The organism is Bradyrhizobium sp. SZCCHNR2028 (genome assembly GCF_032380995.1).
In the GTDB taxonomy this organism is placed as follows: domain Bacteria; phylum Pseudomonadota; class Alphaproteobacteria; order Rhizobiales; family Xanthobacteraceae; genus Bradyrhizobium.
In genome coordinates, this window is the sequence record NZ_JAUHJF010000008.1 from 237,501 (window position 1) to 263,739 (window position 26,239).

19 protein-coding genes, 1 tRNA gene and 1 pseudogene (1 of these 21 running past the window's edge) are annotated in these 26,239 nt (G+C 64.5%); 11 read left to right on the forward strand and 10 right to left on the reverse strand.

All coding sequences use genetic code 11. The features are described 5' to 3' along the window. Window positions 1-430, forward strand: the 3' portion of a protein-coding gene (locus tag QX121_RS16135) for a hypothetical protein (RefSeq protein WP_315736253.1). Its footprint begins 164 nt before the window's first position; only the last 430 of its 594 coding nucleotides appear in the window; its start codon lies beyond the left edge, outside the window; its stop codon occupies window positions 428-430. Window positions 431-515: 85 nt separating this feature from the next. On the opposite strand, the gene QX121_RS16140 is transcribed toward QX121_RS16135, so the two are convergent. Together QX121_RS16140 and QX121_RS16145 are read right to left on the reverse strand one after the other, a co-directional pair. Next, window positions 516-1,823 (reverse strand): NAD(P)H-dependent oxidoreductase, encoded by a 1,308-nt coding sequence (locus QX121_RS16140; RefSeq protein ID WP_315812457.1) that lies wholly within the window; start codon window positions 1,821-1,823, stop codon window positions 516-518. A 167-nt stretch (window positions 1,824-1,990) separates the two neighbouring features. Next, the gene (locus QX121_RS16145) at window positions 1,991-2,791 is read right to left on the reverse strand and encodes a phytanoyl-CoA dioxygenase family protein (RefSeq protein WP_315736255.1); all 801 of its coding nucleotides are present in this window, start codon (window positions 2,789-2,791) and stop codon (window positions 1,991-1,993) included. Window positions 2,792-3,000: 209 nt separating this feature from the next. Here QX121_RS16145 and QX121_RS16150 point away from each other — a divergent pair, with 209 nt between their 5' ends. Together QX121_RS16150 and QX121_RS16155 are read left to right on the forward strand one after the other, a co-directional pair. Continuing rightward, the gene (locus QX121_RS16150; protein WP_315755982.1) at window positions 3,001-3,543 is read left to right on the forward strand and encodes a methylated-DNA--[protein]-cysteine S-methyltransferase; all 543 of its coding nucleotides are present in this window, start codon (window positions 3,001-3,003) and stop codon (window positions 3,541-3,543) included. Between the two features lie 103 nt (window positions 3,544-3,646). Continuing rightward, entirely contained in the window at window positions 3,647-3,979 is a 333-nt protein-coding gene (locus tag QX121_RS16155; RefSeq protein WP_315736257.1) for a DHCW motif cupin fold protein, read from the forward strand. Window positions 3,980-3,991: 12 nt separating this feature from the next. Here QX121_RS16155 and QX121_RS16160 read toward each other — a convergent pair whose 3' ends face one another. The 4 genes from QX121_RS16160 to QX121_RS16175 all read right to left on the reverse strand — a co-directional run bounded on the left by QX121_RS16160 (window position 3,992) and on the right by QX121_RS16175 (window position 7,395). Next, entirely contained in the window at window positions 3,992-4,858 is an 867-nt protein-coding gene (locus QX121_RS16160; protein WP_315812458.1) for an MBL fold metallo-hydrolase, read from the reverse strand. 19 nt (window positions 4,859-4,877) lie between these two features. Next, window positions 4,878-5,492: a glutathione S-transferase family protein gene (locus QX121_RS16165; protein ID WP_315736259.1), complete on the reverse strand. Its 615-nt coding sequence runs from the start codon at window positions 5,490-5,492 to the stop codon at window positions 4,878-4,880. 119 nt (window positions 5,493-5,611) lie between these two features. Further along, window positions 5,612-6,454, reverse strand: coding sequence for a fumarylacetoacetate hydrolase family protein (locus QX121_RS16170; protein ID WP_315812459.1), 843 nt, complete (start codon window positions 6,452-6,454; stop codon window positions 5,612-5,614). A gap of 77 nt (window positions 6,455-6,531) precedes the next feature. Then, window positions 6,532-7,395: an MBL fold metallo-hydrolase gene (locus QX121_RS16175; protein ID WP_315812460.1), complete on the reverse strand. Its 864-nt coding sequence runs from the start codon at window positions 7,393-7,395 to the stop codon at window positions 6,532-6,534. 116 nt (window positions 7,396-7,511) lie between these two features. Between QX121_RS16175 and QX121_RS16180 the strand changes: the two genes are divergently transcribed. Then, window positions 7,512-7,967 (forward strand): DUF3775 domain-containing protein, encoded by a 456-nt coding sequence (locus tag QX121_RS16180; RefSeq protein ID WP_315736261.1) that lies wholly within the window; start codon window positions 7,512-7,514, stop codon window positions 7,965-7,967. 296 nt (window positions 7,968-8,263) lie between these two features. Here the strand turns inward: QX121_RS16180 and QX121_RS16185 are convergent, their stop codons facing one another. Continuing rightward, window positions 8,264-9,046 carry an SDR family oxidoreductase gene (locus QX121_RS16185; RefSeq protein WP_315753786.1) on the reverse strand — a complete coding sequence of 261 codons (783 nt, stop codon included), beginning with the start codon at window positions 9,044-9,046 and terminating at the stop codon, window positions 8,264-8,266. A 142-nt stretch (window positions 9,047-9,188) separates the two neighbouring features. Continuing rightward, window positions 9,189-9,704 (reverse strand): CvpA family protein, encoded by a 516-nt coding sequence (locus QX121_RS16190; protein ID WP_315812461.1) that lies wholly within the window; start codon window positions 9,702-9,704, stop codon window positions 9,189-9,191. Between the two features lie 111 nt (window positions 9,705-9,815). On the opposite strand from QX121_RS16190, the gene QX121_RS16195 reads away from it, so the two are divergent. Continuing rightward, window positions 9,816-10,577 (forward strand): SDR family oxidoreductase, encoded by a 762-nt coding sequence (locus QX121_RS16195; RefSeq protein WP_315812462.1) that lies wholly within the window; start codon window positions 9,816-9,818, stop codon window positions 10,575-10,577. Window positions 10,578-10,622: 45 nt separating this feature from the next. On the opposite strand, the gene QX121_RS16200 is transcribed toward QX121_RS16195, so the two are convergent. Both QX121_RS16200 and QX121_RS16205 read right to left on the reverse strand, forming a co-directional pair. Beyond that, on the reverse strand, window positions 10,623-12,224 hold the full coding sequence (locus tag QX121_RS16200; protein ID WP_315812463.1) for a GMC family oxidoreductase: 1,602 nt from the start codon (window positions 12,222-12,224) through the stop codon (window positions 10,623-10,625). Between the two features lie 154 nt (window positions 12,225-12,378). Next, entirely contained in the window at window positions 12,379-13,812 is a 1,434-nt protein-coding gene (locus QX121_RS16205; RefSeq protein WP_315812464.1) for a coniferyl aldehyde dehydrogenase, read from the reverse strand. A 492-nt stretch (window positions 13,813-14,304) separates the two neighbouring features. On the opposite strand from QX121_RS16205, the gene QX121_RS16210 reads away from it, so the two are divergent. The 6 genes and pseudogenes from QX121_RS16210 to QX121_RS16235 all read left to right on the forward strand — a co-directional run. Further along, window positions 14,305-14,381 (forward strand) — tRNA-Met (locus tag QX121_RS16210). Window positions 14,382-14,804: 423 nt separating this feature from the next. Further along, the gene (locus tag QX121_RS16215; protein ID WP_315812465.1) at window positions 14,805-16,358 is read left to right on the forward strand and encodes an AAA family ATPase; all 1,554 of its coding nucleotides are present in this window, start codon (window positions 14,805-14,807) and stop codon (window positions 16,356-16,358) included. A gap of 77 nt (window positions 16,359-16,435) precedes the next feature. Beyond that, on the forward strand, window positions 16,436-17,206 hold the full coding sequence (locus QX121_RS16220; RefSeq protein ID WP_315812466.1) for a hypothetical protein: 771 nt from the start codon (window positions 16,436-16,438) through the stop codon (window positions 17,204-17,206). 148 nt (window positions 17,207-17,354) lie between these two features. Then, window positions 17,355-20,546 (forward strand): DISARM system SNF2-like helicase DrmD, encoded by a 3,192-nt coding sequence (gene drmD / locus QX121_RS16225; RefSeq protein ID WP_315812474.1) that lies wholly within the window; start codon window positions 17,355-17,357, stop codon window positions 20,544-20,546. Between the two features lie 8 nt (window positions 20,547-20,554). Next, window positions 20,555-24,571 carry an Eco57I restriction-modification methylase domain-containing protein gene (locus QX121_RS16230; protein WP_315812467.1) on the forward strand — a complete coding sequence of 1,339 codons (4,017 nt, stop codon included), beginning with the start codon at window positions 20,555-20,557 and terminating at the stop codon, window positions 24,569-24,571. 92 nt (window positions 24,572-24,663) lie between these two features. Continuing rightward, window positions 24,664-26,239, forward strand: a pseudogene (locus QX121_RS16235) (hypothetical protein); the annotation flags it as partial.

The following is a 26,239-nucleotide window of genomic DNA, read 5'->3' on the forward strand; positions in this document are numbered from 1 at the left end:
CGCGCTGACCGACAAGCAGATCGAAAACGTGCTGGCGTCGCAGAAGGACATGGATGCCGTCACCGATAAGCTTCCCGAGAACGCGCCACCGGACCAGAAGGTGGTGACGCAGCTCGATGGCGTCGCCAAGAAATACGGTTTCGCCAGCTATGACGATTTCAACATCGTCGTCGACAACATCAGCCTGGTGATGGGCGGCATCGATCCGAAGACGAAAAAGTACGTCGGTCCCGAAGCCGTCATCAAACAGCAGATCGATCAGGTCCAGGCCGATAACAAGATGAAGCCCGACGACAAGAAGCAGGTCCTCAACGATCTGAACGCGGCGCTGAAGGCGAAGCCGCCGGAGGTCGAGAACAAGGGCAACATCGATCTCGTCGTCAAATATTACGACAAGCTCGCAGCTGCCTTCGGCGAGGATGACAACTGAGCCCCAGACGTCACGTGATCTCAGAGCCCCGGCCGTCGGTCGGGGCTTTTTATTGACCGCGGGAGGGGTGAGGCTCGGGAGTGAATCAGCGCGCGAACGCCATTTCCATCCCTTTGCGGGTCGCGACGATATCGCTGTCCATGTTGTCCACGTCGACGTCGCCCCACCGCACGACTGCACCATGAGCAACGTCGTCGGTGAGCTTCACGCGATGCGCCAATCCGATCGGCAGCGCCCCAAGCTGGAGGCTTGTACGCGCCGGAATCACCTTGCCCCAGACCGTGTAGCCGCCCTCACCATCGAGCATCTCGCCGGCGCGCAGGTCCTTCTTGGCGACGGCGACGACGTCGCCGCGGAAACCGAGCGGCTGTCCGGTCGGCTCGCGCCGCAGCGCCGCCGACAGCACCGAGACGTTCAGCTCCAACCCGATCAGGTGATAGGGCTTGTACATCGCCGCATAGCGGCCGCTGGCGTCCGTCTTCAGGCCGTATTGGCGGAAGCAGTCGGCTGCGTAGTCGTTCGGCGCCTCCAGCACGACATAGACGCCCCAGCGCAGATCGCGAAACACCGGCCGTCCGTCGCGTTCCAGCGATGACACCACTTCGACCATGCCCGATCGTTCCAGCACGCCGCCGCGGTCGCGCGGGCGCAGGACATGGGGCAGATCATCGACACCGCAGGGTGGAAACAGCAGTCCGTCCGTGGGCACGTCGAGCCCGGTCGCGTTGGCGATCGCGGCCATCTCGATGGCCGACTTGGTGCCGTCGAGGAAGGAATTGAACATCTGCGGGTTCATGCCGGCAGACTGTGCTTCGCCCGCCGTCAGCCCGTAATGCTGCCAGACGCCGTCCGGCGTCACGTCGTGATAGGCCGGCAGATATTTCGTGCCCTTGCCGGCCGCGACCACGTGGAAGCCGGTCGCGCGTGCCCAGTCGACGAGTTCGGCTGTCAGCGCCGGCTGGTCGCCATAGGCCAGCGAATAGACCACGCCCGCCTTGCGCGCCTCTTCCGCAAGAAGCGGCCCGGCCAGCACGTCGGCCTCGACATTGACCATCACGATGTGCTTGCCAGCCTTGATCGCGGCGCGCGCATGGCGGATGCCGGCAGCAGGATTGCCGGTCGCTTCGACAACGACGTCAACGCCGTCACCCGTCGCCTTCGAACCATCGGGGCTGAAATTCGTGCGCGCGATCAGCTCGGCGCTCCAGCCGACCGTCCGGCACGCGTCGCGGGCGCGCTCGGGATCGAGGTCGATGATGACGGGGACCTCGAGGCCCGCGACATGCGGTACCTGCGCCAGAAACATCGAGCCGAATTTGCCGGCGCCGATCAGTGCCACGCGGACGGGCTTGCCGGAGGCATTGCGCGCTTGGAGGAGGGCGTGGAGGTTCATTGGAGAATTCCAGTGTTTCTTGGAGGCGCGGTAGGGCGGCTATCAGTTTCCCCGTCATGGCCGGGCTTGACCCGGCCATCCATCTCCAACGGGGGCCGTCGTCCTGATTGATGGATGGCCGGGTCAAGCCCGGGCATGACGACATTTTTCGTGGCGAGTGCTGTGCTCTACTCCGCCGCTTCGCGATGCGCCCGCGCCAGTTGTAGCAGCGCATCGTCCGGCAGCGTCACAATCGGCGTGAAGTCGCGATGCGCGATGTAGTCGGGCCGCGTGGGCGTGCGGATATGGTTCGAGACGGCGTTGAGCGTGAGGTACACGATCTTGCGCGGATAGGGTGTGATGTTGCCGGCGGAGCCGTGCACAAGATTGCCGTGGAACATCAGCATGCCGCCCGGCTTTCCGGTTGGCGCGACGATGCCGCCTTCTGCGACCAGCCGCGTCACCGTCGCCTCGTCCAAGGTCCACAATGGATAGGAGGTGGTCGCGAGATCATGCGACGCCTCGAGGTCGCCGGCATGCTGGCTGCGCGGCACCAGCATCAAGGGGCCGTTGATCGGCATGACCTCGTCGAGGAAGATCGCGATGTTCATCGCGCGCGGCTCCGGCATGCCGTCGTCGCGCTTCCAGGTGCCGTAGTCCTGGTGCCATTGCCAGACATCGCCGGTGAAGGCCGATTTGGCGTTGATCTTGAACTGATGCATGTAGACCTTCTCGCCGAAGATCTGCTCGATCGGCTCGATCATGCGCGGATGCGCCGCGAGCACGCGGAAGGCGTCGTTGTAGAGATGGGCGGCAAACGCCGTGCGCGGCGCGCCGCTCCTTTCGCGCCAGACCTCGGGCCTGTTGGCGGCGTAGATCGCCTCCGCCTCGTGGGCGAGGAACGCGGTCTCCTCCGGGCTGAACAGCTCGGGCAGGAACAGCCAGCCCTCGCGGTTGAAGAATGCAATCTGCTCCGGGGTCAGCTTCATGTCCTTCTCCCTCGCCTTGGCTTCCTCGGACGGGGCGCCCGCTCTTTGCGCCGGGCTGCCTCTGCGTCGTGCTCCCATCCTCTCGGCCTGCCGATGGGCGTCACGGTGCTTCCGCTGTCGACATTGGCAGAATCCGGGTGGATCGCAACATTCTCCAAGCCTATTTTGACTGGCAGATGATACGGGGCAGATCGACGATGGAGCCCACCATGTCTGACCACTTCTACGCACTTTTCGAGACCGCGATCGGCACTTGCGCGATCGCCTGGGGACCGCGCGGAATCAACGCGGTGCAACTGCCGATGGGCGGCGTCGCGCAGACCCGGACCCGGATGCAGCAGCGCCACCCGGGCATCGCCGAGGATGAGCCGCCGGCGCATGTGCAGCGCGTCATCACCCGCGTCAAGGCGCTACTGGCCGGAGAGCCGGATGATCTCACCGACGTGGCTCTCGATCTCGACGGCGTCAGCGCATTCCAGCGCGGCGTCTACGACATCGCGCGCCGGATCCCGCCGGGCCGGACCCTGACCTATGGCGACATCGCCAAACAGCTCGGCGGCGTCGAGTTGTCGCGCGAGGTCGGTCAGGCGCTGGGCCGCAACCCGTGTCCCATCGTGGTGCCATGCCATCGCGTGCTCGCGGCCGGCAACAAGCCGGGCGGCTTCTCCGCCAATGGTGGCGTCGACACCAAGCTGAGGATGCTGGCGATCGAGGGCGCCGCGGTGAACCATACGCCCAGCCTGTTCGATTGACGGCAGAACGCTACTGGAAGGCGGGTTTGATCTCCGGCGCGGTTCGCTCTATGCGGTGGCGCGGTCTCGACCCCGCCAACCCATCTCCGAGCTGAGCGCGCCGATGAAAATTCCGACCCTTCCCTTCACCGTGACCGACTGGTCGGCCGTTCCCGTGACCGAGCATCCGGGAGAGCAGGGCACGGCCTATTGGCGGACGCTGATGATCGGCGACATCCGGGTGCGGCAGGTCGAGTACACGCCGGGCTATCTTGCCGATCATTGGTGCGATCGCGGCCACATCCTGCTGGTGCTGGAAGGCGAGCTCGAGAGCGAGCTCAAGGACGGCCGCAGGTTCACTCTGTCGGCGGGCATGAGCTATCAGGTCTCCGACTTCGGCGACGCTGCCCATCGGTCCTTTACGCCGAAAGGCGCCAAGCTGTTCATCGTCGACTGAGATCTGCGAGCGTTACACGGTCTCGCAGGCGAAGCCGTTGCCCTTGCGCCTGATACGCCCGACCGAGGGCGAGGGAAAATGGGCCGTGCAGCACAGCGTCGCCGTGTCGCAATAGCGATCGAGAAAGGTGCGCCGCGTCGCTGCGGCCTGCGCCGGATCGACGTCGAATTTCGGTGACAGCTCGGGAAGCCCAAGCTGCAGCGGCGAGTGCATCAGGTCGCCGGAGAACACCGCGTCGTCCTTGCCCTTGCCGACGGCGACCGCGACATGGCCGGGCGTGTGCCCCGGCGTCGGCAGCAGACGGACGTGATCGCCGATCGCGAATCCATCCTTCACGATGTCGGCGCGCTTGGCCTCGACCACCGGCAGCACGCTGTCGGCGAATGGAGGCACCTCGGTCTTGGCGTTCTGCGCCACCCAGTAATCATATTCGCGCTGCGCGAAGACGTAGCGCGCATTCGGAAAGGTCGGCACCCAGCGGCCGTTGTCGAGCCGCGTGTTCCAGCCGACATGATCGGTGTGCAGATGCGTGCACATCACGACGTCGATGTCGTCGACCGACACGCCCGCAGTCGCAAGCGCCCGGATGTAGGTGTCGTCGGTCTTCATGTTCCAGACCCGCCGCGCGCGCGGCTTGTCGTTGCCGATGCAGCTGTCGATCAGGATGGTGTGGTGAGGCGTCCTCACCACGTAGGACTGAAAGCACAGGATCAGCGTGTCCTGCGCATCGAGGGCACCGGCCGCCTGCAGCGCGCTGCGTTCCGCTGCCAGCATCTCCGACGTCAGCTCCGGAAACATCTCGCGCGCCGGCAGGAACGTGGTTTCCTGCTCGATGATGCGATGAATGGTCGTGTCTGCAACCGAGAATGTCAGCGTCACGTCAGCTCCTGTTCGGCGATCAAGCCGCCGGCGGCACCGAGACCTTCACCGATTCCCGCTCCAGCATCTTGTTGTGGAACGCGTCGAGCGTTGGAAACGCCTTGCGCCAGCCGCAATCCGCAAACCGGAAATCGGCATAGCCGAGCACGCAGACGAGTCCGATCGAGACGATGTCGAACGGGCGCGTCATCAAGTCGGGCTGCGCATTGAAGCGCGCCATGCCCATCCAGGCTCTGTTCCAGTGGTCGTCGGACCACGCCTGCCAGCGCAGGCCCTCCGGGCGCACCATCGCCTCGTAGCGGCACAACAGCATCGAATCGAGCATGCCCTGCAGCATCGAATGCTCGCTCTTCACCTTCCAGCGCGAGGGACCCGATGCCGGAATGAGCTTGTTGCCGCCGGCGAGCTCGTCGAGATACTCGACGATCACATAGGAATCCAGGATCACGTCGCCGTTGTCGAGGATCAGCACCGGCAGCTTCTTCAGCGGCGTGATCTTCGAATACTCCTCATTGGCCTGGCCCGGCGTCACCGCTGCGGCCATGAATTCGATCTTGTCGATCAGCCCGAGCTCGATGGCGGCGATGCGCACCTTGCGGGCGAACGGCGAGGCGGGCGAGAAGGTGAGTTTCATCGGTAGTGTCCTCTGGCTGGTCATTCCGGGGCGATGCGAAGCATCGAACCCGGAATCTCGAGATTCCGGGTCTGGCGCTACGCGCCATCCCGGAATGACTCACAAGTCGATATCGCGCCTTACGCCTCAACGATCTCCTGGCGCTGCTCGCCGAGGCGCTCGATGCCGAGCGTGACGACGTCTCCGACATTGAGGAAGGTCGGCGGCTTCATGCCCATGCCGACACCCGGAGGCGTGCCCGTGGTGACGATGTCGCCGGGCAGCAGGGTCATGAACTGCGAGACGTAGGAGATGCACTTCGCCATCGAGAAGATCATCGTCGCGGTGGTGCCGGTCTGGCGGCGCTGGCCGTTGACGTCGAGCCACATCGACAGGTTCTGCACGTCTGGAATCTCGTCCTTGGTGACGAGCCACGGGCCGACCGGGCCGAACGTGTCGTGCGACTTGCCCTTGGTCCACTGGCCAAGCCGCTCGATCTGGAAGTTGCGCTCGGAGACGTCGTTGCAGATCGTGTAGCCGGCGATGTGGTTCAGCGCCTCCGCCTCAGAGACGTATTTGGCGCGGGTGCCGATGATGGCGGCGATCTCGACCTCCCAGTCGAGCTTGGTCGAGCCACGCGGCTTCTCGACCTGATCATAGGGGCCGCACAGCGCGGTGTTGGCCTTGAGGAAGAAGATCGGCTCGGCCGGAATCGGGTTGCCGGTCTCCTTGGCATGGTCGGAGTAATTGAGACCGATCGCCACGAATTTCGAGATGCCGGTGACGGGGGCGCCGAGCCGCGGCTTGCCGGCGACGGCGGGCAGGGAGGCCGGATCGAGCGCGGCGAGCTTCTTCAGGGACTCCGGCGCATAGGCGGCGCCGTCGAGGTCCTTCACATGCGCCGACAGGTCGCGCAACTGGCCGGATGCGTCGATCAGGCCCGGCTTTTCCGCGCCCTTCTCGCCGTAGCGAACAAGCTTCATTGGTTTCTCTCCCTCAATTCCCTGGTATTCCAGAGCCCTGTCATGGAGCATGGCGGGAGGAAATTCAACCTCGCGGGCTATGCGTCGCCGCTGCCCTGTAATGCCTCGAAGCGGAAAGCGGCGCCGTCCCGCCGGATATGGCCGGCATGGAAATGGCCGCCGATCACCAGCGTCTCAGTGTCGGCAAAACGCGAGAACAGCGTCCGCCGGGTCACGATCGCCTGCGCCGGATCGGAATCGACCGTCGAGCTCCAATCGAGATGCGCCATCTGGCAGGGATGATGGGCGACGTCCCCGGTGAGCAGGGCCTGCGCGCCATCCGAGCGGATGTGCAGGCTGACATGACCGGGGCTGTGGCCCGGCGTCGGGATCAGCGTGATCTCGTCGGTGATCACAGCCTCGCTTCCGACCAGCTCCGCACGTCCGGCCGCAACGATCGGCTGCACGGAATCGGCGAAGGTCGCGGTCTCGTCGGCGGCCTCGCCGTGATTGCGCCAATGCTCATATTCGCTGCGGCCGAAGACGTAGCGCGCATTGGCAAAGGTCGGGACCCAGCGGCCGTCGATCAGCCGCGTATTCCATCCGACATGGTCGACATGGAGGTGGGTGCAGATCACCATGTCGATGCTCTCAGGCGGGAGGCCAGCAGCGCTCATCGTCTCCAGGAACGGCGTCGCGCGGTTGTTCCACATTGGCACGCTGCGGCCCTGCTTGTCGTTGCCGAGCCCGGTGTCGACCACGATCCGCATCGTCGGTGTTTCCAGCACCAGGGTGTGGATCGACATCTTCAGCCGGCCTTCATCGGTCGCAAAATCGGGCGCGAGCCAGGACAGCTCGCGGATCGCCTCGGGCGTTGCCTGCGGCAGGATGAAGCGGGTGCCGCCGACAGTCTCCAGCTCGACGAATTTGGTGATCCTGACCCGGCCGATCGTCCAAGACATGCGCGCTTCCTCGTCGTATTCTTGATGCCGGTCACGATGCCGCGTGGCTTATTCCGGCGCAATGGATCAACTGCCCGGAACAAGCGTTGCTGCATTCCGTCCATGAGGAGAACGCCATGCCAGAGCTGACGATATCGCCCGAGAAGGTCGCCTTCCTGATCGAAAAGGCGCGCGAGTTCGACGTCAAGGAGCAGGCGACCGATGAGGAATCCGGCTCGAATGCCGTCGATGACGACATGGTCGACGTGCTCCAGGATAGCGGCGATGATCCTGTGGTGCGCGAGATCACCGGTTTCATCAACGCGATGACCGAGGACGAGCAGACCGATCTCGTCGCCTTGATGCGGCTCGGCCGCGGCGACGGCGATATCGACGAGTGGGACGATCTGCGCCGCGAGGCCGCCGGCCAGCGCGACCGCCACACCGCGCGCTATCTGCTGGGCGAGCCGATGCTGGGCGATCTGCTTGCGGAAGGTCTCGACGCCTTCGGCATCGACTGGACGGAAGGCCGCACCACGGCGGATTCGTCGAGCCCGAGCCAGCGCGACGAGGACGAGACCACGAAGCGGTAGGTCGTTCGGAAAGGTAGAGTCGCTGTATTCATAGCGCGGATGGCAAACAGAACTCACAGCTTTATTAGTTGGATTCGAATTCCTGTTGCGCCGGCACTGCGCTCCCTCGCCCCGCTTGCGGGGAGAGGGTTGGGTGAGGAGAATTCTCCACAGACACCCGCGTTCGCGGGAGAGCCCCCCTCACCCGGATTGCATCTTGCGATGCAATCCGACCTCTCCCCGCAAGCGGGGCGAGGTGAAAGCCCGCGGGGTTGGCGTAGCAGGTTTCCGCGCCAGACCGCCCAAGGAAGTCTGTCTTACAGCGTGCCTGGGAAGGCGCCGCCGTCGAGCAGGATGTTCTGGCCGGTGATGTAGCCGGCCTTGGCGCCGCACAGGAAGGCGCAGGCGAGTCCAAATTCCTCGGGATCGCCGAAGCGACCTGCAGGGTTCGTCTTGGCGCGGTCGGCGAGGATCTGCTCCGGCGTGACACCGCGCTTCTCGGCTTCGCCCTTTGCCGTCGAGAGCAGGCGGTCGGTCTCGAACGGCCCCGGCAGCAGCGCGTTGATGGTGACGTTGTTGATCACGGTCTTGCGCGACAGGCCGGCGACGAAGCCGGTGAGGCCGGCGCGGGCGCCGTTGGAGAGGCCGAGGATGTCGATCGGCGCCTTCACCGCGGCCGAGGTGATGTTGACGATGCGGCCGAATTTGCGCGCCATCATGCCGTCGACGGTCGCCTTGATCAGCTCGATCGGCGTCAGCATGTTGGCGTCGAGCGCCTTGATCCAGTCGTCGCGGGTCCAGTTGCGAAAATCGCCGGGCGGCGGGCCGCCGGCATTGTTGATCAGGATGTCCGGATCCGGGCAGGCCTTCAGCACGGCGGCGCGGCCCTCAGGCGTGGTGATGTCGCCCGCCACTTCCGTCACGGTGACGCCAGGATTGGCAGCGCGGATCTCGGCTGCGGTCTTTGCCAGCACCTCGGCGCCGCGCGCCGTGATCGTGACATGCACGCCCTCATTGGCGAGCGCGATGGCGCAGGCGCGGCCCAAACCCTTGCTGGAGGCGCAGACGATGGCGCGGCGGCCCTTGATCCCGAGATCCACGATTGATCACTCCGATATGTCAGTGAGGCTGGAAGGAAGATGCGCGCATTCTAGCCAACCGCATTGCCGCTGATAAGAGCAGCCGGCCTGTGCCGAATTGCATGGCTCGCCAGGGAGGGGAGAGGCGGCGTCGCCAGGTCGATCAGATGCGCCGTTCCTGCTTCAGCCGATCGATCAGGCTTGCGACCTCCGGAGGCAGCGAGCGGAAGCCGTTTGCGCCTGCGAGCGAGAGCACCGGACGCAGGCGTGAGCCCTCGAGGAAGCGCGGCTGACGCTCGGGTGGAACGATCCTGTCGAACACCAGAACCAGCGTGGTCGCGACCATGCCGGTGCGCACTGCGCCCAGCAGAGCGCCGCCGAGCCGGTCGCCGAAGCCGGCTTCGGAACCGATCGCCTCGTCGAGCAGGATGCGGCCGATCTTGCCCAGCGCCATGCCGATGACGACGAAGGCGGCGAAGAACTGCAGCCAGTTCTGTGCCAGCGGAGTCCCGTGCACGTCGCGCAGTTGCGGGCTCATCGCCGCGACAGCGCCCATCGCCAGCGGCATCGCGAGCAGGTAGGCCAGAATCGTGATGGCGCTGCGCAACAGCCCGGTCGAGAAGCCGCTGTAGACGGAAACCATCAGTGCTGCACAAGCGGCGAGGTCGAAAGCGTTCATGGTTGCTCCGCCGCGGTTGTAGGCCGGGCCCGGTAAACGATTCCGGTTTGCGCTGCTTCAAATCGTCTGTATCAATGCGCTGCAACAAATGAGGAAACTGTGGGAGGGACCATGTCCGACCTGTTCGATGTCAGCCGCGAGGTGATCCTGATCACCGGCGCGAGCCAGGGACTCGGCCGGCAGTTCGCGCGGGTTCTATCGGCGCATGGCGCCGCCGTTGCGCTCGCGGCGCGCCAGACCGGCAAGCTCAAGGCGTTGGAGGAGGAGATCAGGGCGAGGGGTGGTCGCGCCGCCGCGGTCGAGATGGACGTGACGAGCACGGCGTCGATCGCCAGGGGCATGGATGCCGCCGAGGCCGCGCTCGGGCCCGTCACGGTGCTGATCAACAACGCCGGCATCGCGGTAGAGAAGCTCGCGGTCGAGCAGAGCGAGGCGGATTGGGACGCCGTGATCGGCGCCAATCTGAAGGGCGCGTATTTCGCCGCAACCGAAGCGGCGCGGCGCATGACGGCGCGCAAGGCCGGCGGCAACATCATCAACATTGCCTCGGTGCTCGGCTTCAGCGTCGTCAAGTTCATCTCGCCTTATGCGATCTCCAAGGCCGGCGTGGTGCAGGCGACCAAGGCGCTGGCGCTGGAGCTTGCGGCGAGCGGCATCCGCGTCAACGCACTGGCGCCCGGCTATATCGACACCGACATCAATCACGACGTCTGGGAGACGCCTGCGGGCGAGAAGCTGATCAAGCGCATTCCGCAGCGGCGCGTCGGCCATGAGAGCGATCTCGACGGCGCAATCCTGCTGCTGGCGTCCAGCGCCTCGCGCTACATGACCGGCAGCGTCGTCACGGTGGACGGCGGCTTCCTACTGACGTGAGGCTCTGCTGATCCGCAGGTTGATATCCCTCGATGGCAAGCGGACTCAGCCTTTCAGCTCGCTCCTGATCATGTCGGCGGCCTTCTCGCTGATCATGATGGTTGGCGCATTGGTGTTGCCGCCGATCAGGGTCGGCATGATCGAGGCGTCGACCACGCGCAGGCCGGAGAGACCATGCACCTTCAACTTGGGATCGACCACGGCGAGTCGATCGTCGACGCCCATCTTGCAGGTGCCGACAGGATGGTAGACCGTATCGACGCGGGCGCGCAGGACGGCGCGAATGTCGTCGTCGGTCCTGACGTCCGACGTGAACAGGTCGCGCTTGCCGAGGCTGCGCATCGCCGGCGTCTGCATCAGCCGCTGCGTCGTCTTGTAGCCGGCCACCATGGTCTCGAGATCGTCGGCCTCGCCCAGGAAGCTGGGATCGATCAGCGGCGCGGCGAGCGGATCGGCATTCCTCAAACCGACCGTGCCGCGGCTCTTCGGTCGCAGCAGACAGAAATGGCAGGAGAAGCCGTTGCCATGGCGCTTGCGGCCGTGATCGTCGGTGACGGCCATGCCGAAATGCAGCTGGATGTCGGGGATGTCGAGATCAGGCCGCGTCTTCAGGAAGCCGCCGCATTCGGCGAAGTTCGAGGTCAGGACGCCGCGGCGCTCGCGGCGATATTGGCCGATGCCCGCCAGCAGCCGACGCAGGCCTTTCGGCGACAGGGAAGAGAAGTTGGGGTTGTCGGAGGTGTAGGCGAAGATGAAATCCGGATGATCCTGCAGGTTCTGTCCGACACCCGGCAGATGGTGGACGCTGGCGATGCCGAGCCGCGCCAGTGCAGTTGCGTCGCCGATGCCTGACAGCATCAGCAATTGCGGGGTCTGGAACGCGCCGGAGGCGAGGATCACTTCGCGCCGGCAGCGGATCTCCTTGACCTCCTTGCCCTGGCGATACTTCACGCCGACCGCGCGCTTGCCCTCGAACAGGATCATCGAGGCATGCGCCGAGGTCTCGACTCGCAGGTTGCTGCGGTTGCCGAGATGCGGCTGGATGTAGGCCCGTGCCGCGCTCCAGCGCTCGCCATTGGCTTGCGTGACTTGATAGAGCCCGAGCCCTTCCTGCGTCTCGGCATTGAAGTCGTCGCGGATCGGAAACTGCGCTTCGCGCGCGGCCTGGAGGAAAATCTCGTGCACAGGATTGTCGGTCCGCAGCCGGTTGACGGGCAGCGGTCCCGATCGGCCATGATACTCGCCGTCGAACTCGGCATTGTTCTCGGAGCGCTTGAAGTAGGGCAGCACGTCGTCATACGACCATCCGGTGTTGCCGAGGGAAGCCCAATGATCGTAGTCGGCGCGGTGGCCGCGGATGTAGACCATGGCGTTGATCGCCGAGGAGCCGCCGAGCCCGCGGCCGCGCGGCTGATAGCCGCTGCGCCCGTCGAGGCCCTTCTGCGGCACCGTGGTGAAGGACCAGTTGTTGACGGGCCCCGCGACCATCAGGAACAGCATGTAGGGCGTGGTCACGATCCAGTTGTCGTTGCGTCCCCCGGCGTCGAGCAGCGCCACGGATGTCGCCGGATCTTCCGACAAGCGGCCAGCAACCGTTGCGCCGCCGCTGCCGCCGCCCACGACGATGAAATCGACCTCGTCCGTCACGCATCTCTCCCTGATGTTGTCTTGCTTGTTGTTTGAATGTCATTCCAAGGGCGGCGCCGCGCACAGCTGGCGAAACCATTGGGTTAGGCTTGCACCCCATCATCTCGGGGGCCGGGTTCGCACTTTGCGCGCCCCGGAATGACGATTGGTGTGGCTAGGACAGGAATCGCAGCAGCTTTTCGATTCGGGCGATGCTGGCGCCGTAGGGAGGATAGAGGTCCTTCATGCGGTTGAAGGGAGAGCGGTAGAATACCGGCTTCAGCTTGCTGAAGCTGTTGAAGCCCCATTCGCCGTGATAGTGGCCGGTGCCGGAGGCGCCGACGCCGCCCATCGGCTGGTTCATCTGCGCAAAATGCAGCAGGCAGTCGTTGATGGTGACGCCGCCGGAGACGGTGCGCGCCAGCACCGTATCACGGGCCGCAGCGTCAGTGCCGAACCAGTACAGCGCGAGCGGCCGGTCGTGGGCGTTGATGTGGCGGATCACCTCGTCGGACTGGCGATAGGTCATGATGGGCAGCAGGGGACCGAAGATCTCCTCCTGCATGATCGCCATGTCCGGGGTTGCACCGACCACGACGGTCGGTGGAAATTTCCGCAGCTTCTTCCAGGCCGGATCTTCCGGACTGGTCGTGCTCAGCGTCTTGGCGCCGCGCGCGATCGCGTCGCGCAGCAATCCTTCCAGCCGGGCATAGTGCCGCTCGGAGATGATCGACGTGTAGTCGGCATTGGCCGGGTTGGTGCCGAACATCTGCAGCATCTGCCGGTGCAGCTTGCCCGCGAATGCGTCCGCGTGCTGTTCGGGCACGAACACGTAGTCCGGCGCGATGCAGGTCTGGCCGGCGTTGAGCAGCTTGGCATAGGCGATCCGCTCCGCGGCTTCGTCGATGTTGGCGGAGACGTCGACGATGGTCGGTGACTTGCCGCCGAGCTCGAGCGTCACCGGGGTCAAGTTGCGCCCGGCGGCCTCAGCGACGATGCGGCCGACGCGGGTCGAGCCGGTGAAGACGAGATGATCGAACGGCAGCGCCGCAAAGGCCTCCGCGATGCCGTTGTTGATGCCGGTGACGGTGAGCTGGGCCGGGTCGAAATTCGCCGCGATCAGCTCCTTGAGCAGCGCCGAGAAGTGCGGCGTCAGCTCGCTCGGCTTGATCATGACCCGGTTGCCGGCGGCGAGCGCGCCGATTGCCGGCGCCAGCGTCAGCTGCAACGGGTAGTTCCACGGCGCGATGATGCCGACCACGCCGAGCGGCTGCGGAATCAGGCGGTTGCGCGCCGGCCAGAACTGCAGCGCGGTGGCGATGCGCCGCGGCGCCATCCAGCGCGGCAGCACCTTGAGCGTGTGCCTGATCTCGGCCTGCAGGAACAGCGTTTCGGCAATCGTGGTCTCGACGGCGCAGCGGTGGCCGAAATCGGCCGAGATCGCCTGCTCCAGGCGCTTCTCGTTGTCCGACAGCATCGCTCGCAGCCGCTTCAGGCCGTCGAGCCGCGCCGCGAGGGCGGGTGGAGGCGCATTGCGGGAGGCCTCGACCTGCGCCTGGAACGCGTCGTCGAGCGCCGAGAGGGCTGGGCTCTTCAGGGACTGGTCCATGGACGTCTCCTCGCGTGTACCGCGGCCGCGTGCAGGGCCGTCATTCTGGTTGGCGTAAAGCTGCCGCGTTGCGGAACCCTTGGCAAGCACGGCATCGGTTTTGCGCCGCCTGGCGATAGCGTAGAGCCAAGCCGTTTGGCGGGTGTGTGGTTCGTCGATCCCTGCCGCCGCCCTTCGAGGAACTTTGTCGTTGTTCCCAGCCTGGGCCGTGCGCCTCATGCTGGCGGGCAAACAGGCCGATCTCATAAGAGATTGGATTATCGATGTAATTCGAGCAACGAGGCTCGTAGCGGGCGGTGTCACAATCCGGCAAAAAAACTTGCGGAAAGCCCTTTCCAAACCGGCCTCGCATTGGTACATACCGCCCGCACCCGATGGCCGACCCGGCCGGCGGGCTCAAGCCTTCTCAGGAAGCCTTTGGGATGGATCGGCAGCGCCTCAGGCGTCTGCCAGGACCGCCCCGTGCTTCTCTGAAGGTGACGCACAAGTTAACGCGGGGTGGAGCAGCCCGGTAGCTCGTCAGGCTCATAACCTGAAGGTCATAGGTTCAAATCCTATCCCCGCAACCAAGTTAAGATGCTGAGTAATCAGCGTTAATTTGAAGGCCGCTCCGAGAGGGGCGGCCTTTTCATTTATGAGAATCGCCACCGAGTCGCCACGACGTATCAAGCCTCTTATGGCCATATTGGAACCATGGTCACAGCTTCTCAAACAGCGAACGCCACTCTGCTATCCGGCGGTGGCCCCGTTGCCGCGCTCGATACCTTCCTGGTAACCGTTGCTTTTACCCTACTTGGGCTGCAACCCCTGAACAGTCCTCGCTACGTCTCACGAGCGGACTTTCGAGGGCGCCGGCCGAACCGGTCCCGGCGGACGCAACTGGCAACGTCCAGAATACTTGGTGTTCATGGCGTTATGCTCACGAGCTGCGACTGCGTATCGGTACAATGAAGCGGCTTAGCGTTGACTCGCCCGCGAATGGACTGAGGTAGATGGCTTACTTCGAAGTTCTTCCTAGCGGCACGCGCACGCCGTCCGAGGCAGCATCCAAAGCTTATCTGCTCATGGACAATTGGGACGACTGGTTCAAATACTCAACGCTTTATTCTCTTGTGATCTTTGATGAAGACGGAGAAAGACATTCGGTGGGAGGCGTTAAGATCGGGCAATTTGCAATGGCGGACGGCCAGCGAAGGCCGGACATGCCAGAAACATTTAACTCTTTGGATGAGCGCTTCTTTTCACTGGGGCAGGACGACAGCTACTACGATTACCTGAATCGGCTTGGAGGACCAACGCGGGATCGAGTACTTCGCGGGCTACGGGACTTGGCCTTGGACAATGACCTTTTCGAGCGCGCGGTAAACGAAGATGTTACCGGGACTTCGCTCCTGAGATCTGTGGCTCGATCAACCGTCACCGGGCAGTTTCATCGTATGGCTTTGGGCGGCGTTCGATTGACGGACTACGAGTTCAGCTACACCGCGCGGCAGCACACAAGGCGCAGTAACCCACTCACGCTCAGCTTTAAGGTCACGCCCGAGTCATTCCCTCCAACGAACGTGCATGTCCTGATCGGGCGTAATGGCGTGGGCAAAACGACCCTGCTTAACGACATGGCACGAGCGATCGTAGACGAGCAGACCGAGGCGGACGCGGTCGGAGCATTCACCGCGCAGGTAGACGGGTTCAACGACCGGCTGTTCACGAGCTTAGTCTCCGTCACCTTCAGCGCGTTCGACCCGTTTGAGCCATTGCCGACCCGTCAGAACAAGTCTGAAGGAGTGCAGTATGCTTATATCGGGCTTAAGCACGTGGGTCCTGGCAAGGATGGCAAGCCGAGACCGCCTAAGAGCCCAGACGCACTTTCAACTGACTTCGGCAACAGTGTGCTGATTTGTCGTCAAGGAGCTAAGGCCGGCCGCTGGCGACGTGCTCTTGAGATGCTGCAAGCTGATCCAATCTTTAAAGATACGGATGTCTCCAGCCTCGCGCGCTCGGGGGTGCAGGCCGAAGAGATAAAGGTGGAGGCCCGCCGGCTGTTCAAGAAGTTGAGCTCCGGGCACAAGATCGTGCTTCTCACCGTCACGCGCCTCGTGGAGACAGTCGAGGAGAAAACTCTCGTTCTGCTGGACGAACCCGAAGCGCATCTCCATCCGCCACTGCTCTCCGCGTTCGTTCGGGCTCTCTCGGACCTCCTTATCAACAGGAACGGCGTTGCAGTTGTCGCAACCCACTCGCCAGTGGTGTTGCAAGAGGTACCACAGAGCTGCGTCTGGAAAATCAGGCGGACGGGTATTCGGTCGGTCGCTGAAAGACCTGAGGTGCAAACGTTCGGGGAGAACGTTGGCTTACTCACTCGGGAAGTGTTTGGTCTTGAGGTCACCCAGTCTGGATTTCATAAGATGCTACGGGACGCGGTTGCTGAACGTCCAAACTACGACCGCATCGTTCGTCTGTTCAACGACGAGCTCGGAGACGAGGCGAGGGCCATCGTTCAAGGTTTGCTGGCGGCTCGTGACGGCCAAGAAGACGAGGACGTTTGATGTGGCCGCTTGAGCGACCTACTCATTCGGCGCGGTCAACTTTCACTACTTGCATCAGCCGCGTTCGAAACGCAGGCTTGGCGGCTCGCCTTAGTGCGGCGACGCAGGCGGTCGTTAACGCATCGCGCGAGTTTGATCGAGCGGCACAGCGCGGCAGGATTCACCAAATCAAGACGCACGAAGTGGTCGCTCCTGACGTCACTGTCGAGGAGATGGAGAAGGTCTACACGCAGCGCATGGCGAAGACGGGAGCACCCGGCAGGGACATCTATGACGAGATTTTTTCGGCATCGCCGCAAGGACGGTGTCCGCTATGTACGCAAAGGTCCGTCACAACGCTCGACCATCACTTGCCCAAGGCTCGTTTTCCGGCGCTTGCGGTCGCTCCGTTAAACCTAGTTCCAGCCTGCTCCGACTGCAACAAGGCTAAGCTGGTTGCAGTCCCGACCAGGGCCGAGGAGGTTGGGCTTCATCCATACTACGATAACCTGGGCGACGATGTTTGGCTCAAAGCGCAGGTGATCGAGCGTCGGCCTACGGCAGTAAAATTCAAGGTCGTGGCGCCCGCCGCATGGGATGCCGTTCTGTCGGCCAGGGTTTTACATCATTTCCGAGCCCTTGGCCTCGCCTCGCTATTTGCGTCGGAGGCGGCGGAAGAGCTCATCAACATCCGACATCAACTCACGACGTTGAGGGCCGCTGATCCGGTAAATGGGGTCCGGCGGGAGCTGCGTCGGCGGGCGGAAAGTTGTGCGGCGGCTCGCCCGAATGGTTGGCGAACTGCCGCCTACAGAGCCTGGTGCGAATGTGATTGGTTCTGCGATGGCGGATTCCAGCCCGCCGGTTAACCCGCTCGAAGACCGTTTCGGCGTAGCTCTCTATTGTTTCGCAGTAGCACGATGAGTCGGCTTTTCTTTCTTGTCAATTGGTCCAATAAGATACGGGTTGGATTCTGGTAGATATCGGTTCGCCGGGCAGAAACTCTTGGGGGCTGTAGTGAAGGATGGCGCGATACCGACCTCACGATTCTCCTTCCCGCAAGTAGGAAGCTTCCTCAAAGTCCGCGGCAAGAGCTGGATTGTGGAAGGCGCCGAGAGGAGGGGGACCGTCGACGTTGTCACCCTCATCTCATGCGAGGATGATTCGCAGGGCGAGGCGATCGAGCTGGCCTATGCGGCGGAGCTGCGGCCGGAGATCCTCGATCCCAACGACTGGTCGCCGCTGCTCACCAGCGGCTTTGAGGGCCCGCAGCGGCTCGGCGCTTACTTGCGCTCGACGGAATGGCGGACGGCCACCGCCGCCGACCGCAAGCTGTTCCAGGCGCCGTTCCGCGCCGGCATCCGGCTGGAATCCTACCAGCTGTTGCCGCTCGCCAAGGCGCTGGAGCTGCCGCGCGTCAATCTCTTGATCGGCGACGATGTCGGCCTCGGCAAGACAGTCGAGGCCGGACTGATCGTGCGCGAGCTCCTGCTGCGGCGCCGCGTCGACACCATCCTGGTCGCAGCCCCCGCATCGATGCTGCTGCAATGGCAGGATGAGCTGGCGCAGAAGTTCGGCCTCGATTTCACGATCGTGGACCGCGAGCATCTCCTGGAGACGCGGCGCACGAGGGGCTTCTCGGCCAATCCCTGGAGCGTCGGGTCGCGCTTCATCGTCTCGCACAGCGTGCTCTCCGACGAGACCTATACCAGCGGGCTGCGCGAGCTGCTGGCGCCGTTCCGCGCGGGCTCGATGTTCATCCTCGACGAGGCGCACCACGCCGCGCCGTCATCGGGCGCCGCCTGGGCGGTCGAGAGCCAGATGACCAAGGCGGTGCGCGACATCGCCGCGCTGTTCGAGCATCGCCTGTTCCTGTCGGCGACGCCGCACAACGGCCATTCCAATTCGTTCGCGACCCTGCTGGAGATCCTCGATCCGCAGCGTTTCACCCGCGGCATCGCGGTCGAGGCCAGGGATCTGGAGCCGGTCATGGTGCGCCGGCTCAAGGAGGATCTGCGCCGGCTCGGCCACGCCTTTCCCGCGCGCATCGTCGAGCCCATCGCCATCTCCGGCTTGGCCGCGGATGCGCCCGAGCTGCGGCTCGCCCTCATGCTCGACGAGTACAGCCAGTCGTCGACCGGTGGCAGCAGGGCGCGCTTCCTGTTCGCCAATCTGCAGCAGCGTCTATTCTCCTCGATCGCAGCGTTCCACCGCACGCTGACGACGCATCGGCGCAGCCTCGCCCGGAAGAGCGAGGAGCTTGCCTCCGACACGCCCGAGACCACAAGCGAGACCACGCCCGAGCTGATCGAGGACAACGAGGACATCGAGGTCGCAACCCATCACGCCCGCAGCGAGCTCGGCGATCTCAACGCCGCCATCGCCCATGTCGACCGCATGCTGGCCATCAGCGCCGCCGCGCGCGACGAGCCCGATGCCCGTGTCGCGGCGATGCTCGACTGGATTGAAGAGCATATGCTCGACGACAGCTATGCCTGGCAGGACCGCCGGCTGATCCTGTTCACCGAATGGGAGGACACCCGCCGCTGGTTGGTCGAGCGGCTCAAGGAAGGCCTGTTGCAGCGCAGCCTCGGCCGCGTCGATCTCGACGGCCGCATCCTCAACTTCACCGGCCAGACCAGCCTCGCCGAGCGCGACCGCATCAAGATCGCCTTCAATGCCCCGTTCGACAAGGAGCCGGTGCGCATCCTCGTCTGCACCGATGCCGCGCGCGAGGGCCTCAATCTGCAGGCCCGCTGTCACGATCTCATCCATGTCGATCTGCCCTGGAATCCGTCGCGCCTCGAACAGCGCAACGGTCGCATCGACCGCAAGTTGCAGCCGTCGAAGACCGTCACCTGCCGCTACTTCGTCTACACCCAGCGCGAGGAGGATCGCGTGCTGGATGCGCTGGTGCGCAAGACCGAGGTGATCCGCCAGCAGCTCGGCGCCTCCGGCGAGGTTCTGCGCCAGACCATCGAGACCACGCTCAACCGCCAGGGCATCCGCCGCGGCGATGCGGCGAAGCTCGCCGACAGCATCAGCGGCGCCACGTCGGAGCGCACAGGCATTGCCGCGCGCGAGCTGGATGACGACGCCGACCGCCGCGTAGCCCGCCTGAAGCTGGAGGAGGAGCGCCTGCAGCGCGCGCTCGAAAACGCCAGGAAGCGCGTCGGCGTCGACGGCGCCGACATCCGCCACGTCATCGAGGTCGCGCTCAAGGATGATGGCGCGGCGCTGCAGCCGGGCCGCTTCAGCGTGCCCGAGGCCGTGCTGCTCGATCCGGACACCCCGCACTTTGCCAAGGACCCGAGCTGGGCCTCGCTGTTCGACGAGCTGCGGCCGGGCCGCCCGGCGACACAGAAGGACCGCGCGCGCTGGCGGCGCGACACGCCGGTGCGCGGCCTCGTCTTCGCGCCGCCGCTCGTCAAAGAGGGCGAGCCGGAGCCGCAGGACGTGGTCCAGCTCCATCTCGAACATCGTCTCGTCAAGCGGCTGCTGTCGCGCTTCGTCAGCCAGGGTTTTCAGACCCGCCTCGGGCGGGTCACCGCGATCGTCTCCTCCGGCGCGCAGCCGCGCGTGGTGCTGCTCGGCCGGCTCTGTCTGTTCGGCCCGGGCGCCCGCCGCCTGCATGAGGAGATCATTCCGGTCACGGCCGCCTGGCGCGACACACGCCGCGACGACAGCCCGCTGGTGCCCTTTGCCGAGACCGGCGAGGTCACCACCATCCAGCAGCTCGATGAAGCGCTGCGCCGCGGCGTCTCGCCCGCGACCGGCGTGCTCGATCGTCTGGGCCAGATGGTCGAACGCGACATCGCCGACCTCCGTCCCCATATCGAGGCGCGCGCCGAGGCCTCCGAACAATCAGCCGTCGCTGATCTCGTCGAAAACGGCCGGCGCGAGGCCGAGGCGCTGGCGGCGCTGCTGCAACGCCAGATCGACCGCGTGCGCGAGGCCATGCACACGAAGACATTGCCGCAAGCGCCCGCGCAGATGGATCTGTTCGGCCCGAGCGACGACGACATCCGCAAGCAGCATGAGCGCGAGCTGCGCCAGTTCGAGGCCGACCGCCGCTCCTGGGACGGCAAGCTGCTGCGGCTGCAGCAGGAGCTGGACAGCGAACCTGAGAAAGTCCGCCAGGGCTATGAGGTGCAGGCGCGCCGGCTGGAGCCGGTCGGCCTCGTCTATCTCTGGCCGGCGACGAACTGAGCATAACCATGACCTTTCATTCCCAACAGGACGAAACCTCGGAGTGGCTGAACTATCTGCAGCCCGAAGGCCTGGTCGTCGGCGCCAACGTACTGCGCGAGACCGGCGTCACCCCGATCCGCCAGACCCCGCTCGACACCGAGACGGCGGCGCGCGCGCTACATCTCGATTCCGAGGCGCCGCGCGAGCAGGACCGGCTGTTCGAGCTGCACGATGCGTGGGGCTTCTTCGAGCAGGTGCTCGACTGGCCGGCGAAGCTCGTCGCCGGCAGCCCGGGCGGCCCCGCTGTCGATCCGGCGCTGACCGTGACGGTCCCGGAGCACGAGACCCTGCTGTCACCAGGCTACGCGCTGCTGTGGAACGGCGCGGCGCCCGAGGGCATTCCGGCGCAGGCGCTGGTTATGCTGCATTCAGATCTCGAAGCTGAGCGCCCTAATCAGTTCGCCCCGGGCGAATGGCATGCATCCCCGCATCAGCGGCTGGAGCGGCTGTTGCGCGAGAGCAATGTCGGCGTCGGCATTCTCATCACACGCAATGCGCTGCGGCTGATCTATGCGCCGCGCGGCGAAACCGCGGGCTGGCTCACCTGGCCGCTGGCCGCGCTCGGCCGCGTCGAGGGCCGGCCGATGCTGGCGGGCCTGAAGCTCTGCCTCGGCCGCAACGCCTTCTTCACCGGCGCGCCGGAGCATCGGCTGCGCAAGCTGCTGGAGGCCTCGCGCGAGGCGCAGAACGCCGTCTCCGAAAAACTCTCCGGCCAGGTGCTCGGCGCGCTCTATGAGCTGTTGCGCGGCCTGCATCGCGCCGCACCCGAGAGAATCGAGGCGCTCGCGTCCAGCGATCCGCACCATCTCTATGAGGGCCTGCTCACGCTCTTGATGCGGCTCGTGTTCCTGCTCTATGCGGAGGATCGCGACCTGCTGCCGTCGTCGACCGATCCACAGCTGAAGCGGCTCTGGGACACCGGCTATTCGATCAAGACGCTGTATGCGCGCCTGCTGGTCGACGAGGCGCTCAACCCGGACACGATGGACGAGCGCCGCGGCGGCTGGGGACAGTGGCTTGCGGTCTTCAGGCTGATCCATGGCGGCCACCCGCATTGGGTGACGGGGCGCGGCGGCAAGCTGTTCGATCCCGACGCCTTTCCGTTTCTCGAAGGCCGCGTCCGCGGCAGCGCCCCTAGCGAGGCGGCGATCCTGCCGGTCTCCGACGGCACCATCCTGCGCATCCTCCACGGCCTGATGACCATCGAGGGCAGGGGCCTGTCGGGCGAGCGGATCCGCGAGCGGCTGTCCTATCGCTCGCTCGATGTCGAATCGATCGGCTCGGTCTACGAGACCGTGATGGGGTTTACGACGTGCCCCGCAACCGAGCGCATGATCGCGCTGCGCGATGAGAAGAAGCTGCCGAACTTCATCGGGCTCGACACATTGCTGGCCGAGAAGCCGGGCGACCGGCAGAAATGGCTGAAGGAGCTCGGCATCAAGCTCTCGGCCAAGCAGGCCAAGGGCGTGAAGGACGCGCACGATATCGCCGCGCTGATCGAGGCGTTCGGCGCGCTGGTCGATGAGCGCGCCTCGCCCAAGGCAGCCCCGATCGGCGAGGGGGCGCCCTATCTGCAGCCGACCGAGGAACGCCGCCGCTCCGGCTCGCACTACACGCCGCGCTCCCTCACCGAGCCGATCGTCCGCCACGCGCTGGAGCCGGCCTTCACGCGGCTCGGCCCTGACGCCTCGCCGGAAGCGGTGCTGTCGCTGAAGGTATGTGATCCCGCCTGCGGCTCCGGCGCCTTCCTGGTCGAAGCCTGTCGGCAGATCGGTGCCCGGCTGGAGCAGGCCTGGAACATGTACGGTGCCGAGAAGCCGAAGATCCCGCCGGATGAGGACGAGGCATTGCATGCGCGGCGCCTGGTGGCGCAGAAATGCCTCTACGGTGTCGACCGCAATCCGATGGCGGTCGATCTCGCCCGGCTGTCGCTGTGGCTGGCCACGCTCGCCCGGGATCACGAGTTCACGTTTCTGGATCACGCGCTCAAGGCGGGCGACAGTCTGGTCGGGCTGACGCGGGCGCAGATCCAGGCCGTGCATTGGGATCCGTCCAAGCCGGGCCTGCCGCTGTTCCGAGAGATGATCGAGAAGGCGGTAGGACGTGCGCTGGAAGGGCGTGAGGCGATCCGCAATGCGGATGATGGCGTGCTGATCACAGCGCAGGCGGCACGCTATTTGCGAGTCGTAGATGCGAGCGAGCCTGCGCGCGTCGTGGGCGACGCAGTCATCGCCGCACACTTCTCGGCTGACAAGGCCAAAGCCCGCGAGCAGGAGCGCCAGACGGTCGAAAGCTGGGTCGCGTCGCAACCTGCAAAATGGAGTCTGCTACGAGGCAAGGGAGATGCCTGCTGGTGTGAACAAGGGTGGCGGCCGTTCCACTGGGAGATCGAATTCCCCGAAGTTTTTGTCCGAGACTGCCCCGGGTTCGATGCAGTCGTTGGGAACCCACCGTTCGCCGGAAAGAACACGATCGCCGCGGCTTCTGGGCCAGAATATCTGCCTTGGCTACAAATCTTGCATGAGGGGGCGCACGGCAATGCCGACCTCGTAGCGCATTTTTTCCGCCGGGCCTTCTCGCTGCTGTGCGAGGGTGGCGCCTTTGGTCTGATCGCAACTAACACGATTGGCCAAGGCGACACGCGTGCAACAGGCCTGGCAGCGATTTTGAATAGAGGGGGCCATATTTATCGAGCGACAAAGCGCTACCAATGGCCAAACGAGGGGGCCTCAGTCGTCGTTTCAATTGTTCACGTGTTGCGGGGTGCTGCGCTGCCAGTCAGCTCGAATTTAGATGGTCGGAATGTGTCAAAGATTTCATCATTCTTGAGACCAAACGAAATCGAGGAAATTCCTCCCGCTCTGGCAACGAATCTGAACATCGCATTCGCGGGAGAAGAGCCGGGCTCTGATCTGTTTTTGTTTTCTGATAAGGCAGGTGCCCAGCCGATGGCAGTTGCAGAACGATTGCTACAAGACACCTGGAATCAGGAAGTGATCAAAGGGTATCTGGGGGCAGATGAAATAAACGACAGCCCAACGCATTCCGCTTATCGCTATGCCATTACGTTTGGCGACTTGCCGCTCCGACGATCTACAAGAGAAGAATGGAATTCAGGCTTTCAGCAGGGCGCGAAAGTAGTTTCCGGAGAAGTGGTGAGTCCAGAGTATGAGGGGCGCGTGGCTCAAGATTGGCCAAACGTGCTGGATTGCTTGATCCCAAGGCGGACGAAGGCAAAAGGTAAGTGGTGGCAATATCGCAGGCAAAGTAAGAACCTTAAGCTCGCTACCAAGCATCTGCATTCAGTATTTTGTGTCGGTAGGAGTGCTACGCCTCATCTCGCGTTCGCCAGGGTCGTGAATGATCATGTCTTTGCGAAGACGTTGGCCGTGTTTTCTTTTTTTGGTCTCGCTCCCTTCGCTGTCCTTCAATCTCGGGTGCACGAGGTCTGGACCCGCTTTTTCTCGTCCTCGATGAAGGACGACTTGCGGTACGCACCCTCTGACTGCTTTGAGACGTTTCCTTTTCCGACTAATTTCGAAAACGATGCCACCCTCGAAGACACCGGTCGGGCTTACCACGATCACCGCGCGGCTCTGATGGTTGCGGCGAATGAGGGCATGACCAAGACCTACAATCGCTTCCACAAAGCTGATGAGCGGAGCGAACCGATCGTACGCCTACGAGAGTTGCATGACGAAATGGACTGCGCCGTCTTGCGCGCCTATGGCTGGGACGATCTGGCCGCCGAATTGCGGCCCGTCTTCCTGACTGAGAAGACCGAGGACGACCACACCTATCAGGGCCGCTACTTCTGGTCTGCGGATCAGCGCGACCGCGTGCTGGCGCGACTGCTGGCGCTGAACGCCGAGCAGCATAGGGAGGAGGTGGCGGCGGGTCGAGCGCCAGCTGCAAGGGAGAAGGATGACGGCGCGGGCGGGATGGAAGACGAAGATTCCGGCCCGCTGTTCGATCGCGATTGAGCCCGCAGGCGGGCTAAACCGCTGATTGCCATCGGCGGCCGGGATGATAAGGCTTGCAGATCCAAACCGTTGCTTGAGACTTTGGGGGACGCATGACCACAGCGGAGCCGACGCCGCCACAGGAGGAGCCGACGGATCGGCTCGCGGGCCTGCCGAAGCCGACGACGCCGGTGGCGGTGCGCGAGCGGCTGGTCGATCTCCTGCGCCGCGATCTGGTCGGGCCGCATCCCGATCTTGATCCTGACCTCGCGCGCGAGGTGATCGCCGGAGTCGCGCCCGCGACCTGGTATCTGACCGGCTTTCTCGGGCCCAAGCGCGACACCGGCGCGGCTCAGGCGCGGGCGAGCGGCGATGCCGAAATCGCTGCGGAGCAGGCAGCCGAGGATCTGCTTGACGCCCAGCGCGGCAGCGAGAGTCTGTCGGAGGTGACGCAAGGCAAGGGCGTCGCCCCGGACGAGGGGCAGCCGGAGTCGCCGCCGGTGCGCTCGTTCCAGCCGTCCTCGATCGGGCTCACCGTGCTGCTGCCGCGCGACGCCAGGCACCTGCAGGCGCGGGTGAGCTGGGGCGACTATGTCACCGAGCCCCGGCTGGATGACGCCGTGTTTCTCGAAGCTGCGCGCGAGATCGCTGAGGCGCGGGGCGATGTTCCGAAAGCGCCATCGCGGCAGACCTTGGACTGGCGCCGCATTCCGCGCGAGGAAACCCTGGAGATCACCATCCGGCGCGAGGATGTGCCGCAGCGGATCGTCATCCCCGACAGCGCCGCGCCGATGGCGATCGGCGGCGGGCTCGAGCTCGTGGTATCAGCGCGTGAGATCGAGACGGCCGATATCGACGGCGTCAAGCGCGAGCTGCTCGCGGTTTCGGTGTTTCTGGTCAATGCCCGGCCGCACACCATCCGCTTCCGTGACATCGCGTTCTGCTTCCAGGCGAGGTTGCAGCTCGATTTCGCCGCAGGTTTCGAGCGCCGCGACGACCGCGCCTCCTACGACTCCGACGAGGCCGACGAGCGGCTGGCCGACCTGCATTACCACGACGTCTGCTCCTATGCGGTCGGCCACAACACGTCAGGCGACTGGAGCGCGCCGGACGGCGAGCGCCGCGTGACCACCGTGTTCACCAATCCGCTGCCGATGCAGGAGGTCGAGAAGCTCGGCGCCGATATCGACCTTGCCGGTGTCGAGCGTTCGATGGCCGCGCTGGCCAAGGCGGCAGACGATGCCGGCACGTTGCAGGCGGCTCTCTCTGGCCTTTCGATCGCCTACGAAGCCTGGGCGAGAGAGCAGGCCGATCTCGTCGCCGGCATCGACGGCAAGCGTCGTCGCGAGGTCGCGAACAAATGCCTGGACGACATTGCGATCGCCCGCGGGCGCATCGCTTCCGGACTGGCGCGGCTGCAGAGCGATCCGCTCAGCCGCGAGGCCTTCGGCATCATGAACCGGGTGATGGAGCGCGCCAACCGGCAGCGCAGCGCCGCCAACAACAAGAAGCCGTTGGACCAGCAGAAGGCGCCGACATGGCGCCTGTTCCAGCTTGCCTTCATCCTGCTCAACCTCGACGGCCTCGTTGATCCCGTTCATGCCGACCGGCCGATCGTGGATCTGCTGTTCTTCCCGACCGGCGGCGGCAAGACCGAGGCCTATCTCGGCCTCGCTGCCTTCGCGATCG

What these genes read in the sequence shown, in the direction of transcription:
- QX121_RS16145 (WP_315736255.1), bottom strand. Translation starts at nt 2,791, where the DNA reads ATGAAGCTGACCCCGGAGCAGATTGCATTCTTCAACCGCGAGGGCTGG.
- QX121_RS16175 (WP_315812460.1), bottom strand. Translation starts at nt 7,395, where the DNA reads ATGTCTTGGACGATCGGCCGGGTCAGGATCACCAAATTCGTCGAGCTG.
- QX121_RS16195 (WP_315812462.1), top strand. Translation starts at nt 9,816, where the DNA reads ATGTCCGACCTGTTCGATGTCAGCCGCGAGGTGATCCTGATCACCGGC.
- QX121_RS16205 (WP_315812464.1), bottom strand. Translation starts at nt 13,812, where the DNA reads ATGGACCAGTCCCTGAAGAGCCCAGCCCTCTCGGCGCTCGACGACGCG.
- QX121_RS16170 (WP_315812459.1), bottom strand. Translation starts at nt 6,454, where the DNA reads ATGAAGCTTGTTCGCTACGGCGAGAAGGGCGCGGAAAAGCCGGGCCTG.
- QX121_RS16150 (WP_315755982.1), top strand. Translation starts at nt 3,001, where the DNA reads ATGTCTGACCACTTCTACGCACTTTTCGAGACCGCGATCGGCACTTGC.
- QX121_RS16165 (WP_315736259.1), bottom strand. Translation starts at nt 5,492, where the DNA reads ATGAAACTCACCTTCTCGCCCGCCTCGCCGTTCGCCCGCAAGGTGCGC.
- QX121_RS16180 (WP_315736261.1), top strand. Translation starts at nt 7,512, where the DNA reads ATGCCAGAGCTGACGATATCGCCCGAGAAGGTCGCCTTCCTGATCGAA.
- QX121_RS16215 (WP_315812465.1), top strand. Translation starts at nt 14,805, where the DNA reads ATGGCTTACTTCGAAGTTCTTCCTAGCGGCACGCGCACGCCGTCCGAG.
- QX121_RS16140 (WP_315812457.1), bottom strand. Translation starts at nt 1,823, where the DNA reads ATGAACCTCCACGCCCTCCTCCAAGCGCGCAATGCCTCCGGCAAGCCC.
- QX121_RS16155 (WP_315736257.1), top strand. Translation starts at nt 3,647, where the DNA reads ATGAAAATTCCGACCCTTCCCTTCACCGTGACCGACTGGTCGGCCGTT.
- QX121_RS16190 (WP_315812461.1), bottom strand. Translation starts at nt 9,704, where the DNA reads ATGAACGCTTTCGACCTCGCCGCTTGTGCAGCACTGATGGTTTCCGTC.
- QX121_RS16230 (WP_315812467.1), top strand. Translation starts at nt 20,555, where the DNA reads ATGACCTTTCATTCCCAACAGGACGAAACCTCGGAGTGGCTGAACTAT.